Source organism: Shewanella sp. SM23, from assembly GCF_025654295.1.
GTDB classification, from domain to species: domain Bacteria; phylum Pseudomonadota; class Gammaproteobacteria; order Enterobacterales; family Shewanellaceae; genus Shewanella; species Shewanella oncorhynchi.
This window is the reverse complement of record NZ_JAKKRM010000002.1, coordinates 66,909-81,224: the sequence shown is the minus strand read 5'-3', so window position 1 is coordinate 81,224 and position 14,316 is coordinate 66,909. Positions and strand designations below refer to the sequence as shown.

General features: G+C 44.6%; 12 protein-coding genes. 7 read left to right on the top strand and 5 right to left on the bottom strand.

Features of this window, described 5'->3' with window-relative positions:
- Positions 1 to 63 precede the first annotated feature (63 nt).
- Entirely contained in the window at positions 64 to 1,098 is a 1,035-nt protein-coding gene (locus tag L5L98_RS03495; RefSeq protein ID WP_173244498.1) for a Glu/Leu/Phe/Val dehydrogenase, read from the top strand.
- Positions 1,099 to 1,310: 212 nt separating this feature from the next.
- Positions 1,311 to 1,655, top strand: coding sequence for a hypothetical protein (locus L5L98_RS03490; protein ID WP_263138545.1), 345 nt, complete (start codon positions 1,311 to 1,313; stop codon positions 1,653 to 1,655).
- Between the two features lie 136 nt (positions 1,656 to 1,791).
- Here L5L98_RS03490 and L5L98_RS03485 read toward each other — a convergent pair whose 3' ends face one another.
- From L5L98_RS03485 to ppsA, 4 genes are all read right to left on the bottom strand, one after another.
- The gene (locus L5L98_RS03485; RefSeq protein WP_028759729.1) at positions 1,792 to 2,208 is read right to left on the bottom strand and encodes a MarR family winged helix-turn-helix transcriptional regulator; all 417 of its coding nucleotides are present in this window, start codon (positions 2,206 to 2,208) and stop codon (positions 1,792 to 1,794) included.
- A 144-nt stretch (positions 2,209 to 2,352) separates the two neighbouring features.
- Positions 2,353 to 2,826, bottom strand: coding sequence for a DUF1285 domain-containing protein (locus tag L5L98_RS03480; protein ID WP_263138543.1), 474 nt, complete (start codon positions 2,824 to 2,826; stop codon positions 2,353 to 2,355).
- A 125-nt stretch (positions 2,827 to 2,951) separates the two neighbouring features.
- Positions 2,952 to 5,993, bottom strand: coding sequence for an FAD-binding and (Fe-S)-binding domain-containing protein (locus tag L5L98_RS03475; RefSeq protein WP_263138541.1), 3,042 nt, complete (start codon positions 5,991 to 5,993; stop codon positions 2,952 to 2,954).
- A 98-nt stretch (positions 5,994 to 6,091) separates the two neighbouring features.
- Positions 6,092 to 8,461, bottom strand: a complete 2,370-nt coding sequence (gene ppsA, locus L5L98_RS03470; RefSeq protein ID WP_028759726.1) for a phosphoenolpyruvate synthase — start codon at positions 8,459 to 8,461, stop codon at positions 6,092 to 6,094.
- 124 nt (positions 8,462 to 8,585) lie between these two features.
- On the opposite strand from ppsA, the gene L5L98_RS03465 reads away from it, so the two are divergent.
- The 4 genes from L5L98_RS03465 to L5L98_RS03450 all read left to right on the top strand — a co-directional run bounded on the left by L5L98_RS03465 (position 8,586) and on the right by L5L98_RS03450 (position 12,173).
- On the top strand, positions 8,586 to 9,398 hold the full coding sequence (locus tag L5L98_RS03465) for a pyruvate, water dikinase regulatory protein (protein WP_028759725.1): 813 nt from the start codon (positions 8,586 to 8,588) through the stop codon (positions 9,396 to 9,398).
- A 182-nt stretch (positions 9,399 to 9,580) separates the two neighbouring features.
- On the top strand, positions 9,581 to 10,645 hold the full coding sequence (locus tag L5L98_RS03460; RefSeq protein WP_263138537.1) for a 3-deoxy-7-phosphoheptulonate synthase: 1,065 nt from the start codon (positions 9,581 to 9,583) through the stop codon (positions 10,643 to 10,645).
- 180 nt (positions 10,646 to 10,825) lie between these two features.
- Complete coding sequence (locus L5L98_RS03455) at positions 10,826 to 11,290, top strand: acyl-CoA thioesterase (protein WP_168825401.1); 465 nt, start codon at positions 10,826 to 10,828, stop codon at positions 11,288 to 11,290.
- Positions 11,291 to 11,510: 220 nt separating this feature from the next.
- Positions 11,511 to 12,173, top strand: a complete 663-nt coding sequence (locus tag L5L98_RS03450) for a response regulator transcription factor (protein WP_028759722.1) — start codon at positions 11,511 to 11,513, stop codon at positions 12,171 to 12,173.
- Positions 12,174 to 12,236: 63 nt separating this feature from the next.
- Here the strand turns inward: L5L98_RS03450 and cysB are convergent, their stop codons facing one another.
- Entirely contained in the window at positions 12,237 to 13,220 is a 984-nt protein-coding gene (gene cysB, locus L5L98_RS03445; RefSeq protein WP_028759721.1) for an HTH-type transcriptional regulator CysB, read from the bottom strand.
- A gap of 228 nt (positions 13,221 to 13,448) precedes the next feature.
- Between cysB and zomB the strand changes: the two genes are divergently transcribed.
- The gene (gene zomB, locus L5L98_RS03440; protein WP_028759720.1) at positions 13,449 to 14,228 is read left to right on the top strand and encodes a flagellar motor control protein ZomB; all 780 of its coding nucleotides are present in this window, start codon (positions 13,449 to 13,451) and stop codon (positions 14,226 to 14,228) included.
- Positions 14,229 to 14,316: the final 88 nt, after the last annotated feature.

Genomic DNA, 14,316 nt, shown 5'->3' with positions numbered 1-14,316 from the left:
AACAAGCAGTCGATAGAGGCTCACCTCGTCGGCTTTTTCATTGTGTATAGCGGAGAAATTCACGTGGCTGTATTTAATCATGTATCCTTTGACGAACATGAACAGGTTGTATTCTGTCATGATAAAGAAAGTGGCTTAAAGGCCATTGTCGCCATCCATAACACCAACCTTGGTCCTGCCGTGGGTGGATGTAGGATGTGGAACTACCAATCGGATGATGAAGCCCTGACTGACGTATTACGCCTCTCTCGTGGCATGACCTATAAAAATGCCCTAGCAGGTTTAACCATGGGCGGTGGTAAATCAGTGATCATTGCCGATCCGAAAAGACAAGATCGCGAAGCCCTATTCCGCGCCTTTGGCCGTTTGATTAACAGCCTAGGTGGCCGATACTATTCAGCGGAAGATGTTGGCACTACTACGGCTGATATTATGATCGCCCATGAAGAAACCCCTTATATGGCGGGTCTTGAAGGCAAAAGTGGCGATCCATCACCGTTCACAGCCCTTGGCACTTATTTAGGCATCAAAGCTGCGGTTAAACATAGACTTGGTTTAGACAGCCTAAGAGGCCTTAAAATCGCCGTTCAAGGCGTCGGTCACGTTGGCTATTACCTGTGCAAACACTTGCATAACGAAGGCGCTGAACTGATTGTTACCGACATTCATCAAGCCTCGTTAGATAAAGTCGCTACCGACTTTGGTGCCATTGTTGTCGCGCCTCAAGAAATCTACGCGCAAGATGTGGATGTGTATGCCCCTTGTGCCCTTGGCGCAACCTTAAACGATGCGACCTTACCGCAACTGAAAGCCAAAATTGTTGCTGGCTGTGCCAACAACCAATTAGCCGAAGTACGCCACGGTGAACAACTGAAAGAAATGGGCATACTGTACGCGCCAGACTATGTGATCAACGCAGGCGGCATTATCAACGTGTCGTTCGAAAAAGATTACGACGCAGCAAAATCGACTGCTAAAGTAGAAGAAATTTACAACACGCTACTGAAAATATTCAGCCAAGCCGATGCGCAGAACCGTACAACCGGCGCCGTGGCTGATGAAATGGCGAAAGCCATTATCGAAGCCGCTAAGCAGTAATTTTTCTACGCGTTTATTATTTTTTATGCCCGTCAAATATTGAAAAAAGCGACCTCTGGTCGCTTTTTTGTTATCTAAAATTTAATCTATCACTAAGCTCATGGTTTAGCCGCGCTTTTAATTTCGACACAGAATATTCATTTAATCACGCTGGAAAACGTCATATTTGTCTGCTTGAATTAGTCTATCAGGTCCCAGCACAGGATAGCGCTATGATCCGTTTCAAATATGATCTCAACCAAGATGTCGTAGAACTGCAAGCCAGCAATTGGAGTGGTTTAGAGCGGGTCTTCGTTAATGGACAGATGGTGTCGCACAAGCTTAACTTTAAGCCTCAAAGCGAGCATACCATTCAGCTTAAAGACGGCGCACCTTGCAAGTTTGAACTGCTTATCGATCCTCAAACCGATGAACTCATGTGCCGAATTTATAAGCAACATAGACTCGTCGCTAGCCTAAAACAAGGCAAAGAAAATTTATTAGCCAGCCGTCGTTATTTACAGCACTTAGTGATAACCGTAAGTCTGCTTTGCGTCTTTGCACTTTACTTAAATTAATCAAACCAGTTTAATCCCGCAGAGTGAGGCATAGTGGATGGGATTAAACTGGGAACATGATTTAGATAACCACATACAGATAGAAGTAAAAACGGCTAAACCACAGTTTTCCTCCATACCCATTAGATTCAAAATTTCAAGCCAAACGGTTGATTTTATTTAATAGTAAAATGAATGTCTGTTGTTCATCTTCACTTAAATTTGACAGAAATTTTTCATTGACCCGCTCAGCTTCGCAGATAAGATCTTGCTCTAATGCTTTGGCTTCATCGGTCAAAAAGATTTGGAAAGCACGCCGATTATCGACTTCTTGATGACGAGTAATAAGACCTTGCACCTGCAACTGATCGAGTAAGCGCGTCATAGTGTAATTTGCCACATCGCAACGCTTAGACAATTCAGTTTGGCTTATGCCCTCTTCTTGCCACAAAGCAAACAGCACAGGCCACAGTTTTATATCGAGTTGATATCGCTTAAGATGCAGATCAAGCTCATTTTGCAGCTCGATATTTAAGTGGGATACAAGATAGCCTAAGCTTTCATGACGATTCAAACAGCACCTCCTACAGCAAAGGTTTAACGCGTTTTCACTTACTCTGCACGCCATCATAGGAACCCAGAGTTAGTTTTAATACTACCACTTAACCCATAATAAACTAGCTTCGACCACAGCAAATTATGCGATTAACCTACGAGCTCATTCCTCATCTAGATCAGATAAATTGAATTCATTCACAAAATTATAGTAACAGGCCCGACCTAATTTGCCCCATAAACCGCGCTCAAGCGGCAAATAAACACTGTCATCGGTGAGCTTCATCTGTTTTATATCGACTTTATGATGCTGTGTTTCAATACTGGTTCTTACATTGAGCAGCGAATGGGGTTGCGCTCGCTCGAAATCGACAATCAGTAAGGGAGCATCTTCAACCCGCACTCGCACCTTCTCCACTGGGGTCATTAAGAAATACTCATCATCGATGCAATGTAAAATACTGGCGAACAACTTAGCAAACTTTGCTGGCAGCGATGTGCCTAGATAGGTCCAATCACCCAAGGCGTTAATGTCAAACAATGGGACTTCACTGCACAATGGCACAACCGAGGTTAGCCTACTATCAGCGGCGAATTGTTTGAGCGTGTGTTGAATACTGTCAGTCATCTTTTCCATCTAGGCCTCCATCATCCATAAAAAAACCAGCCTTGCGGCTGGCTTTAGTGTGACATTCAACACTGGGATATACCAGTGAGGATAATTACGATCTGACTAGCGCAATCAAAATGGCATAAACACTATTAAATATTTGCTAACTCGAGTAAGGCCTCCAGTGGATGCTTTGGCTTGTATCCGGCAAAACGTTTTACCTGACTACGGCACGAATAGCCAGACACTAACACTTGCGGCTGCTCAATTTTCGCTAGCGTTTGCTGCCAAGACATATCAAACAAGGCCTTAGAGCGCTCGAGGTTTTCTGCCTCATGACCATAGGTTCCCGCCATACCACAACAACCTAAATTGACTGCGGTTAACTTAGCGCCAAAATGGGCAAAGATTTTAGTCCACTCATTGGCGGTATTTGGCTTGGCCGTCGATTCGGTACAATGACTAAACCAAGTATATTGCTTACCTTGCGCAGCTTTTGCAGGTAAATCTTTGATGACATTCAGTAGCCATTCGTTGGCTAACTTGACCTCAAAATTACCGCGATTAGCCCCTAAGACTTCACGGTATTCATCGCGATAACACAAGACTAAGGCAGGATCGATACCGACCATGGGCATGCCCAGTTTATGGACTTGGTTCAGAAAGTCCGCACTCGACTGCGCCGTTTTAGCAAACTTATTTAAAAATCCCTTGATATGTGTTGGCTTACCATTGGGTTTGTAGGGCAATAACACCGGCTTTAAGCCGAGTTTTTCAATCAATTGGATAAAGCGCAGCACAAGACCTGAATCATAGAAACTGTTAAAGGGATCTTGTACCACCAACACAAACTGCGAGCGCTTCTCTTCTGGAATCGCTTGCAACGCAGCTAAGTCGTAACCGCGACTTGCATGACCATCGAGTCTTTGCTTCAAAGTCGGCACAGATAACGCAGGCGCATCCACATAACCAATCGCCTGTTTAATCACCCATTGGCTCAATGGATTTTGTGCAACAAAGTTAGTGAGACGCGGTGCCGCAGCCATCAGTGGTAAGCTATCTTCAATCCCTGCAACGAGATAGTCTTTCGCGGGTCTTAAATAGCGTTGATAGTAAATATTGAAGAACTGCGCCCTAAACTTAGGCACATCCACTTTGACCGGACATTGTCCAGAGCAGGCTTTACAGGCCAAACAGCCCTTGAGCGATTCCATCACCTCGTGGGAGTAATCATAATCACGTTTGGCATTGATGGTATTTTGTATGCGCTGCAATATACCAAAAGGTTTCGCTTTTGCGAGGGCATTAACATCAACCCCTTCAGCCTCAAGCAGTCTTAGCCACTCTCTCATGAGCCCTGCACGCCCCTTAGGTGACTGCACTCTGTCACCCGTCACCTTAAACGATGGGCACATAGGCGAATAGCTACTGTAATTAAAACACAGGCCATTACCGTTACAATTCATCACATCGGGGAACGCATCACGCACATCAACGGGGATTTGTCGATCAAACTTACCGCGCTTAGCACTGTCGACATCGTAATAGAGGGCACCTGTATCTTTAGGCGCCACCAGCTTGCCGGGATTGAGTCGGTTATCGGGGTCAAACAAACCTTTAATATCTTGCAACACTCCGAAAAGTTCATCACCAAAGACAGCTGGACCGTATTCACCGCGCACGCCTTTACCGTGTTCACCCCACATTAGGCCGCCGTATTTAAGCGTCAGTGCCGCGACTTGATCAGAAATGACTCGTAGTAATTTTTCATCTTCAACATCGCACATATCGAGCGCGGGTCGCACATGCAACACGCCCGCATCCACATGGCCGAACATACCGTATTGCAGATTATGCCCGTCGAGTAACGCGCGAAACTCCATAATGTAATCGGCGAGTTTTTCGGGCGGTACCGCAGTATCTTCAGCAAAGGCGATGGGCTTACGGCGACCTTTAGTGGCGCCGAGTAAGCCAACGGCTTTTTTACGCATGCCGTAAATTTTTTCGATACTCGGCTTATCTTGCGTCACTTGGTAACCCAATACACCGCACTCGCCTTTGCTGATCTGCTCAGTTAACACAGCTTCCAAACTCGCGAGCTTTTGCTCAACTTCGACCGTGTCACCTGCAAATTCGACCATATTGAGGCCATCAATAACTTTACCTGGCACTTCTTGGATAAGATCAGCCACTGAATGCCAGACAATATCTTCACGGGCTAAGTTAAGCACTTTTGAATCGACGGTTTCGACCACAGTCGCCCGCGCGGCAACTAAGGATGGCGCATGACGCAATGCCGATTGGAACGAATCGTACTTAATGTTTACCATAGCGCGCTCAGTCGGCAGCGGGGTGAGATTAAGTTTGGCTTCGGTTATCACCGCAAGCGTGCCCTCTGAGCCCGTCAGAATTCGTGATAAATCGAATTGCGTCAGGTTGTCGTTCCACACGTGTTTTAAGTCATAGCCAGTGAGGAAACGATTGAGCTTAGGAAATTGGTTTTCTATCTGAGTTCGCTTTTCGCGGCATACCGCCGCCACAGCAGAAATCAGTTTCTGCCCCAGCGGATTATCACTGACATTATCGGGGTTACACAGTAGTCCCGCATCTAGGGGATGCGTATCCAGCACACTGCCATCGATCAACACGCTGCGCAGCGCCAGCACGTGATCTGACGTCTTACCATAGACCAGTGAGCCCGCACCCGAGGCATCGGTATTGATCATGCCACCAATAGTGGCGCGGTTTGAAGTGGATAAATCGGGACTAAAAAAGAATCCATGGGGACGCAATGCATCGTTAAGCGCATCTTTAATCACGCCAGCTTCGACTCGAACCCAACCTTGCTCAGCATTCACTTCGAGCACACGGTTCATGTAACGCGACACATCCAAAATCAAACCATGGGTCAGAGATTGTCCGTTGGTGCCCGTACCACCGCCCCGCGCACTGAAGGTCACGCTGCGAAATGCGTCAGTAGCAGCCAGCGTCAATGCAATTTGAATATCCTGCTGATTTTTAGGATAAAGCACGGCTTGAGGCAAAAATTGATATACAGAGTTGTCGGTGGCTTGCACTAAACGTGCGCTGTAACGTTTGTCTATATCACCGGAATACTCACTTTGCTCCAGTGCATCAAGGTATGCCAAATACACTGGCTCTAATGTTTGTTGATGTGATAGCAGGGGTAGCATAGATGGCTTCTGTCAATTATCGTTATGGCGCCATTATAAACAAAAAAAAGCCGCTAAAAAGCGGCTTTTTTAACAAGTTTATAAAATTACTATCTAGATCAACCGTGCGCTTCGGCTAAATACAACCAAGTATCAATCACAGTATCAGGGTTTAATGACACTGTATCTATGCCTTGTTCTACCAACCAAGCTGCAAAATCAGCGTGATCTGAAGGACCTTGACCACAAATACCTATGTAAGCGCCCTTCGCTTTAGCCGCTTTAATGGCTAATGAAAGTAGCATTTTAACGGCTTCATCACGCTCATCGAATAAATGGCTAATGATACCTGAGTCACGGTCAAGCCCGAGTGTCAGCTGAGTTAAATCGTTTGAGCCGATAGAGAAGCCATCGAAATGCTCAAGGAATTGGTCTGCTAACAGGGCGTTTGAAGGCACTTCACACATCATGATGACACGTAAACCGTCTTTACCACGCTCTAAACCTTGCTCTTTGAGCAAGCCGACCACTTGCTCAGCTTCTTTCACTGTGCGAACGAATGGGATCATGACCTCAACGTTTTTCAGACCCATGTCATTACGAACGCGTTTAATCGCTTCACACTCAAGGGCAAAACAGTCACGGAAGGATTCAGAGATATAACGGCTCGCACCGCGGAAGCCCAGCATTGGGTTCTCTTCTTCTGGCTCGTATCTGTCACCACCAACCAAGTTTGCGTATTCGTTAGACTTAAAGTCTGACATACGTACGATCACTTTCTTCGGATAGAAAGCTGAACCAATAGTCGCAATACCTTCAACCAGACGAGCAATGTAGAACTCAACAGGTGATTCGTAACCAGCGATCATTTCGTTGATTTCAGTTTGCAGCGCTGCATCCTGTTGATTGAATTCGAGCAGTGCTTTCGGATGAATACCAATCATACGGTTGATGATGAATTCTAAACGCGCTAGACCCACACCTTCGTTTGGCAAACGGGCAAAATCAAATGCACGATCAGGGTTACCCACGTTCATCATGATTTTCATTGGCAATGCAGGCAGAGAGTCAACACGGTTTGAAATCACTTCAAACTCTTGTTTACCTTCGTAGATAAAGCCAGTGTCACCTTCGGCGCAAGAAACAGTCACGATTTGACCATTCTTGATACGGTCAGTCACGTCACCACAACCCACCACCGCTGGCACACCTAATTCGCGGGCGATAATTGCCGCATGACAGGTACGACCGCCACGGTTTGTGACGATAGCACTTGCGCGCTTCATGATAGGTTCCCAATCAGGATCTGTCATGTCTGTCACTAACACATCACCAGGTTGGATTTGATCCATATCGGCGATTGACGTTAATACTTTGGCTACGCCAGTACCCACTTTATGGCCAATAGCGCGACCTTCACAGATCACAGCGCCACGGCTCTTTAAGTGATAACGTTCAATCAATTGCACATCTTCACGGCTACGAACCGTTTCTGGACGCGCTTGAACGATATACAATTTGCCATCGTTGCCGTCTTTTGCCCATTCGATGTCCATTGGACGACCGTAATGTTTTTCGATCACCATGGCTTGTTTGGCTAATTCTTCAACTTCAGCGTCATTGATAGAGAATTGACGACGTTTGTCAGCAGTCACGTCTTCAATTTTGACTTGTTTGCCGTGAGCAGCATCATCTGAATACACCATTTGGATGAGCTTGCTACCGATATTACGGCGCACAACAGCCTTGTGACCTAAGGCTAAAATAGGTTTATGAACATAAAATTCATCTGGGTTTACCGCGCCTTGAACAACCATTTCACCCAGACCAAAAGATGAAGTGATAAACACCACATCGTTATTGCCAGATTCAGTGTCCATAGTGAACATCACACCTGAAGCCGCTTTATCTGAACGAACCATGCGTTGTACGCCAGCAGACAAGGCAACACCGTGGTGCTCATAACCTTGATGCACACGATAGGAAATAGCGCGATCGTTAAAGAGTGAAGCGTACACATGCTTGATCGCTGTCAGTACGGATTCAAATCCTTTTACGTTTAAGAAAGTTTCTTGCTGCCCCGCAAAAGAGGCATCTGGCATATCTTCAGCTGTTGCAGAAGAACGTACCGCGAATGACGCTTCGCTAGTTTCAGCGGCAAGTTTATCGTAAGCTTCACGAATCGCTTGCTCTAATGCTGGTTGAAATGGAGTGTCGATAACCCACTGTCTGATCTGTGCACCTACTTTAGCCAGCGCATTGACATCATCTACATCCAGTGTGGCTAGAATGTCATAAATCTTCTGGTTAACTCCGCTTTGTTCAAGGAACTCGTTGAACGCATGGGAAGTTGTCGCAAATCCGCCAGGTACTTGAACACCGGCATTGGCCAGATTGCTGATCATCTCGCCTAGAGAAGCATTTTTACCGCCAACCAAGTTGACGTCACCCATGCCTAATTCTTGATACCAGAGTACGTATTGCTGCACAGTTCTATCTCCGCAAGTTTATTTCAGTGGCCCCTTCACACGAGGGCAGCGGCATTTTACACTCCTGTCGAACACGCGTAAATCTATAATTTTATTTGTAATTTTATTACTACAAGAGGTCAGTATGGCACCAAAAGTATTCTATATCTCCGACGGGACAGCGATCACAGCTGAAGTTTTTGGTCATGCGGTTCTCTCGCAATTTCCATTAGAATTTGAGTCACTTACGATTCCATTTGTCGAAACATTGACGAAAGCGGAGCAAGTTAAGCGACAAATTAATGATTGTTTTATTACAACAGGTGAGCGGCCGTTAGTATTCCATTCCATCGTAAAAGCCGAGATCCGCGACATCATCTACTCGAGTGAAGGGGTTGATTATGATTTTTTGAATACTTTTGTGGCCCCACTCGAACAACATTTAGGTGTTTCTGCCTCTCCAGTTGTACATAGAACCCATGGAAAAGCGAATCACGGCTATGAAGCGCGTATTGATGCCATTAATTTCGCCATGGATAACGATGATGGCCAGACCATGAAACATATGGATCAAGCCGATCTGGTTTTACTTGGGGTCTCTCGCTGTGGCAAAACACCATCGAGCCTGTATTTATCAATGCAGTTCGGCATAAAAGCGGCAAACTACCCTTTCACCGAAGATGATATGGATAACCTTAAATTACCTGAAGCACTGAAACGCAATAAGAAAAAACTGTTTGGTTTAACGATTGATCCCGTGCGTTTACATGAAATCCGTCAGAGTCGAATGGAGAATAGCCGCTATTCATCGCTCAAACAGTGCCGCTTAGAAGTCAAAGAAGTGGAAATGCTGTTTAAACGCGAACGCATTCCTTACATAGACACCACTAATCATTCCGTGGAAGAAATTGCTACTAAAATATTAGATGTCACGGGCCTAGAACGGCATATGTTCTAAGCCTAATAAGCCAAAATCAGCAAAAGAAACCGAGTGAATTTAGTCTAAAAGAAACTAACTTAAATCAAATTCATTGCACAGTTGCCGACAATTAACGCAATTGGCACTGTGCAACTCGGTTCGATTCGTTATAATCCGAGGCAATCTGGCGAAAAGCGCCGCACGCAAGCTCGGTATTTTGAATGACCATAAAAACAGACGAACTACGCACTTCCTTATTAGCAAAAGTCATCTCACCTGCGCAACTGGCATCTGAGTTCCCATTAACTCAAGATGCAGCCGATTATCTGGTTCAGCAACGTCGTGAAGTCGAAGCCATCATTATGGGTGAAGACCAACGTCTATTGGTGATCATAGGCCCATGTTCAATCCACGATACTAAAGCGGCATTAGATTATGCTCAACGCTTAGCCGCGTTACACCAAGAATTGAAAGATGACTTGTGTATCTTAATGCGCGTCTATTTTGAAAAACCCCGCACAATTGTCGGTTGGAAAGGATTAATTTCAGATCCCGATCTCGATGGCAGTTTCGAACCAAACAAAGGTTTACGCATTGCCCGCGAATTGCTGCAACAAATCACTGAATTAAAATTGCCTATCGCCACCGAATTTTTAGATATGGTGAACGGTCAGTACATAGCGGATCTCATTACTTGGGGCGCTATTGGTGCGCGTACTACGGAAAGCCAAGTCCACCGTGAAATGGCTTCGGCACTGTCTTGCCCCGTTGGTTTTAAAAATGGTACTGATGGGAACATCAATATTGCCGTTGATGCAGTGCGTGCCGCACAAGTGCCACATGTTTTCTATTCACCGGATAAAGATGGCGCTATGGCGGTCTATCGCACCCACGGCAACCCGTTTGGCCATATCATCCTACGTGGTGGCAAAAAACCTAATTATCACGCACAAGATATCGAAGAAGCGCGTCAACATCTCGCATCTGTTGGGGTAACTCAACGTATGGTTATCGATTTCAGCCACGGAAACAGTGAGAAGAACCATCTCAAACAGCTGATGGTCGCCGATGAAATTATGACTCAAATGCGTGCTGGCAGCACTGCCATCGCAGGTATTATGGCAGAAAGCTTCTTACAAGAAGGTAATCAAAAAGTCGTTGAAGGCCAGCCACTCTGTTATGGCCAAAGTATCACAGACGCCTGCTTACATTGGGACGACTCTGAAATCCTGCTACGTAAGCTCGCAGCGGCTTCCCGCGAAAGAAAAGCACTATTAACCAAATAAATCTGAAGTAAAATAAATCGTCCAATAAAAAACCGATCTCATTTCGGTTTTTTTATTGGAAGCATGACATTATCCTCAGTCATATGCCTACTGCACCTTAAAGCCTGTAGTTTTCTATCTTTAACCACCATAAATCTTTATAATTCGAGCTTATTTTGCTGCATTACCTTAGGTTGCTGTATGTCGCTTACCCCCATGTCCACAAACACCGAAAATACCTCACGAATCGAAGCCGCTGAAACACCTTTTCCTGACGCGATTCAAACTCGAATTGATTCCTCAGAAGCGCGTGTGATTAAAGCAGTATTTCCCTCAATCACCAACCATCACAATACGTTATTTGGTGGTGAAGCTTTAGCGTGGATGGATGAAACAGCCTTTATTGCAGCAACTCGTTTCTGCCGTAAAACCTTAGTCACAGTGAGTTCCGATAGAATTGATTTTAAAAAGCCTATCCCAGCTGGCACACTAGCAGAACTCATCGCTCGTGTGATCCATGTAGGTAATACGTCATTAAAAGTTGAAGTCAACATCTATGTCGAAGACATGTATCAAGACCATCGAGAGCATGCCATACGTGGTGTGTTCACCTTTGTTGCGGTTGACGAACAACGAAATCCTACAAAAGTGTGGACATATGGGTAGTTTTTAGACGATTTTAAAGTATAGGTTAGCCCGTACTTTCGGGCTTTCAATTGAAACTATACGGTCCATCTTTTTCCTTGTAAAACACCGACCAAAGTCTAACAACCAGAAACATATCAAAATTTTGTCCTTATTCCTGAATAAAGCAATAGGATCCTTGATTACTTTTCTGTTACATTGAGTTCAATCTTCACGCGCACCGAACATAATCATAAAAGCCATGAAGCTAGAAAACTTAAATATTATTATCGCAGACGATCATCCATTGTTCAGAAATGCACTACGTCAAGCGCTGACCAGCGCTTTCGAACATGCACAGTGGTTTGAAGCAGACAGTGCTGACGCACTGCAATCTGTATTGGATGTTCGAAGCGTCGATTACGATCTTGTACTGTTAGATCTGCAGATGCCCGGGTCCCACGGCTATTCCACGCTTATCCACCTACGCTCACATTATCCTGAGTTACCCGTTGTGGTGATTTCAGCCCACGAGGATATCAATACCATTAGCCGTGCGATTCATTATGGCAGCAGTGGTTTTATCCCTAAATCAGCTTCAATGGAAACCCTAAAAGAGGCGCTAAGTGCGGTGTTATTCGGTGATATTTGGTTGCCTAAAGGCACTGAAATTATTGCTATCAATGACGATGCCATTGATAAAATGGCCAGCAAGTTATCCGATCTCACGCCGCAACAATATAAAGTGTTGCAGATGTTTGCCGAAGGGTTATTAAATAAGCAAATAGCCTACGATCTTGGCGTGTCTGAGGCGACCATCAAGGCGCACGCGACTGCCATATTTAGAAAACTTGGCGTTCGCAACCGCACTCAAGCAGTTATTGCCCTTGCGCAACTCGAGATGGATAAAGTCGATTTATCTTAATCGCTAAACCCATAAAAATGCCGCTTTTATTAGCGGCATTTTTATGTTTGTAAATCATCCAAGTTAACGCATTGGCAGATTTTTATCGGCAAACATTTCATCTATGAGCTGTTGATCCCGTAATGCTACGGCTTTCTCCACCACATCACGGGTTAAATGCGGCGCAAAGTGCTGAATAAAATCATACATATAACTGCGCAAGAAACTGCCCTTCCTAAAACCAATTTTAGTCGTACTGTGGGCAAACAAATGACCAGCATCAATAGCGACTAAATCTTTATCAACATTTGGATCAATGGCCATAGACGCGATGACCCCCACGCCTAATCCTAAACGAACATAGGTTTTAAGCACGTCGGCACTGGTCGCACTAAAGACAACACGCGGCTCTAAATTGGCCCGATTGAACGCTTTCTCAATTTCAGAAGCACGGTCAAAACCAAAGACATAGGTCACTAAGGGGAAACGGGCTAAATCTTCGATACTAATCAAGCTGCCTTGATTGCGGGTCGCAAGAGGATGGTCTTTGGGTACAACGATAGAGCGGTTCCAGTGGTAACAAGGCAACATGATCAGATCTGAATATAAATGCATTGCTTCGGTCGCAATGGCAAAATCTGCATCACCGCGAGCAGCCTGTTCGCTGATCTGAGACGGTGTCCCTTGGTGCATATGCAAGTTCACTTTAGGATAGCGATCAATAAACTGACGAATTATCGTCGGTAATGCATAGCGTGCCTGAGTATCTGTTGTGGAAATATTTAACTCACCTTGATCTGGCTTAGTATATTCTTCAGACACTTTTTTGATACTTTCAACTTTACCTAAAATATCATTGGCAATGCTGATCACTTGCAAACCCGCAGGTGTGACATGGGTTAAATGCTTACCGCTACGGCCAAATATTTGGATCCCCAACTCATCTTCAAGCATACGAACTTGTTTACTGATCCCGGGTTGAGAGGTATACAAGTTTTCAGCTGTCGCCGATACATTGAGGTTATGTTTTACGACCTCAGCAATATACCTGAGTTGTTGCAGTTTCATCTTATTTCCTTGTCTCAAACACGCAAAATGCCATTAACAACTGAGCCCTCAAAGCACTCTCAGCTATAATCAATCGTTATAGTATATAGTAAAAATTAAAGCAAATAGGAATATAGAGCACAAGTCTACAGATTCATACGACAGAAATGATAACCTAGGCTAAGATAACTATGCTAGTTTATTGATTTATTGTAGCATTAGCTCAATTGGATAAATAATGGAACATCTATGTCATTCACCTTGGTTCTGATCCTCATCGGTGCGCTTTTACTGCTTGTTATCGGAATTAACGTATTACAGCAACAAAAAGAACGTGTAGAGGCTGAGCGTCGCATTGAATTTGCCCGTCAAAGAGCAATTATCGATGAAACTGAAACTGTGTTATCAAACACAGGAATGATGCCTTGTAGCACGAATATAGTGTTGGTTTTGTACCGGCGTGTACAAGATGCCTTGCAGTCTGCAACAGCGATCAGTAATGGCCAACAACAGTCAGACTACCAACGTCGCTTAGCCGATATTAATAATCAAATAACAAGCTTACAGTCTGGACAACCTCAAACTCCTCCAATTGAGAATTTCAGACTACCCGATAATGACAAGCAAATTTTAGCACTTGTTCAAACCTTAAAAAAATTAAAGGCGATACTCAGAGCCGAACATAATAAAGGTAAAGTCGATCCGAGCATTTTTGCTCAAGAAGAAAGCCGCATCGACAGTTTACAGCTCAGAATTAATGTCGATTCTATGCTTTCTCGTGCCCGCGCGGCCAGCTTTATGAAGCAATATGGCTCATCAAAACAAATGGTAACCAAAGCCCTATCAACATTACACGCCATTAAGGCACAAACGCCTAATGATCCCTTCATTGGGCGTAAAGTCGATGAGGCTAAACAATTACTTGATGAAATTATGGGTGCACAGAAACAATCTGAGCCCAGTGCGCCTAGACCTAAAAATGAAGAAGATGATATCGATATGCTGTTTCAACCTAAAAAGAAATGGTGATCAGTCTCTATTTGCTTACCGTTAAGTTGAATTAGCGACACATTTGCCACCATTCTATCGCGTCATTGTGAGTCAGTTTGTATCTGTA

Bases quoted from the DNA above. Each gene is read 5' to 3' on its own strand.
- zomB (WP_028759720.1), top strand. From the start codon at position 13,449: ATGTCATTCACCTTGGTTCTGATCCTCATCGGTGCGCTTTTACTGCTT.
- L5L98_RS03460 (WP_263138537.1), top strand. From the start codon at position 9,581: ATGACCATAAAAACAGACGAACTACGCACTTCCTTATTAGCAAAAGTC.
- L5L98_RS03480 (WP_263138543.1), bottom strand. From the start codon at position 2,826: ATGGAAAAGATGACTGACAGTATTCAACACACGCTCAAACAATTCGCC.
- L5L98_RS03455 (WP_168825401.1), top strand. From the start codon at position 10,826: ATGTCGCTTACCCCCATGTCCACAAACACCGAAAATACCTCACGAATC.
- L5L98_RS03490 (WP_263138545.1), top strand. From the start codon at position 1,311: ATGATCCGTTTCAAATATGATCTCAACCAAGATGTCGTAGAACTGCAA.
- L5L98_RS03465 (WP_028759725.1), top strand. From the start codon at position 8,586: ATGGCACCAAAAGTATTCTATATCTCCGACGGGACAGCGATCACAGCT.
- L5L98_RS03450 (WP_028759722.1), top strand. From the start codon at position 11,511: ATGAAGCTAGAAAACTTAAATATTATTATCGCAGACGATCATCCATTG.
- cysB (WP_028759721.1), bottom strand. From the start codon at position 13,220: ATGAAACTGCAACAACTCAGGTATATTGCTGAGGTCGTAAAACATAAC.
- L5L98_RS03475 (WP_263138541.1), bottom strand. From the start codon at position 5,993: ATGCTACCCCTGCTATCACATCAACAAACATTAGAGCCAGTGTATTTG.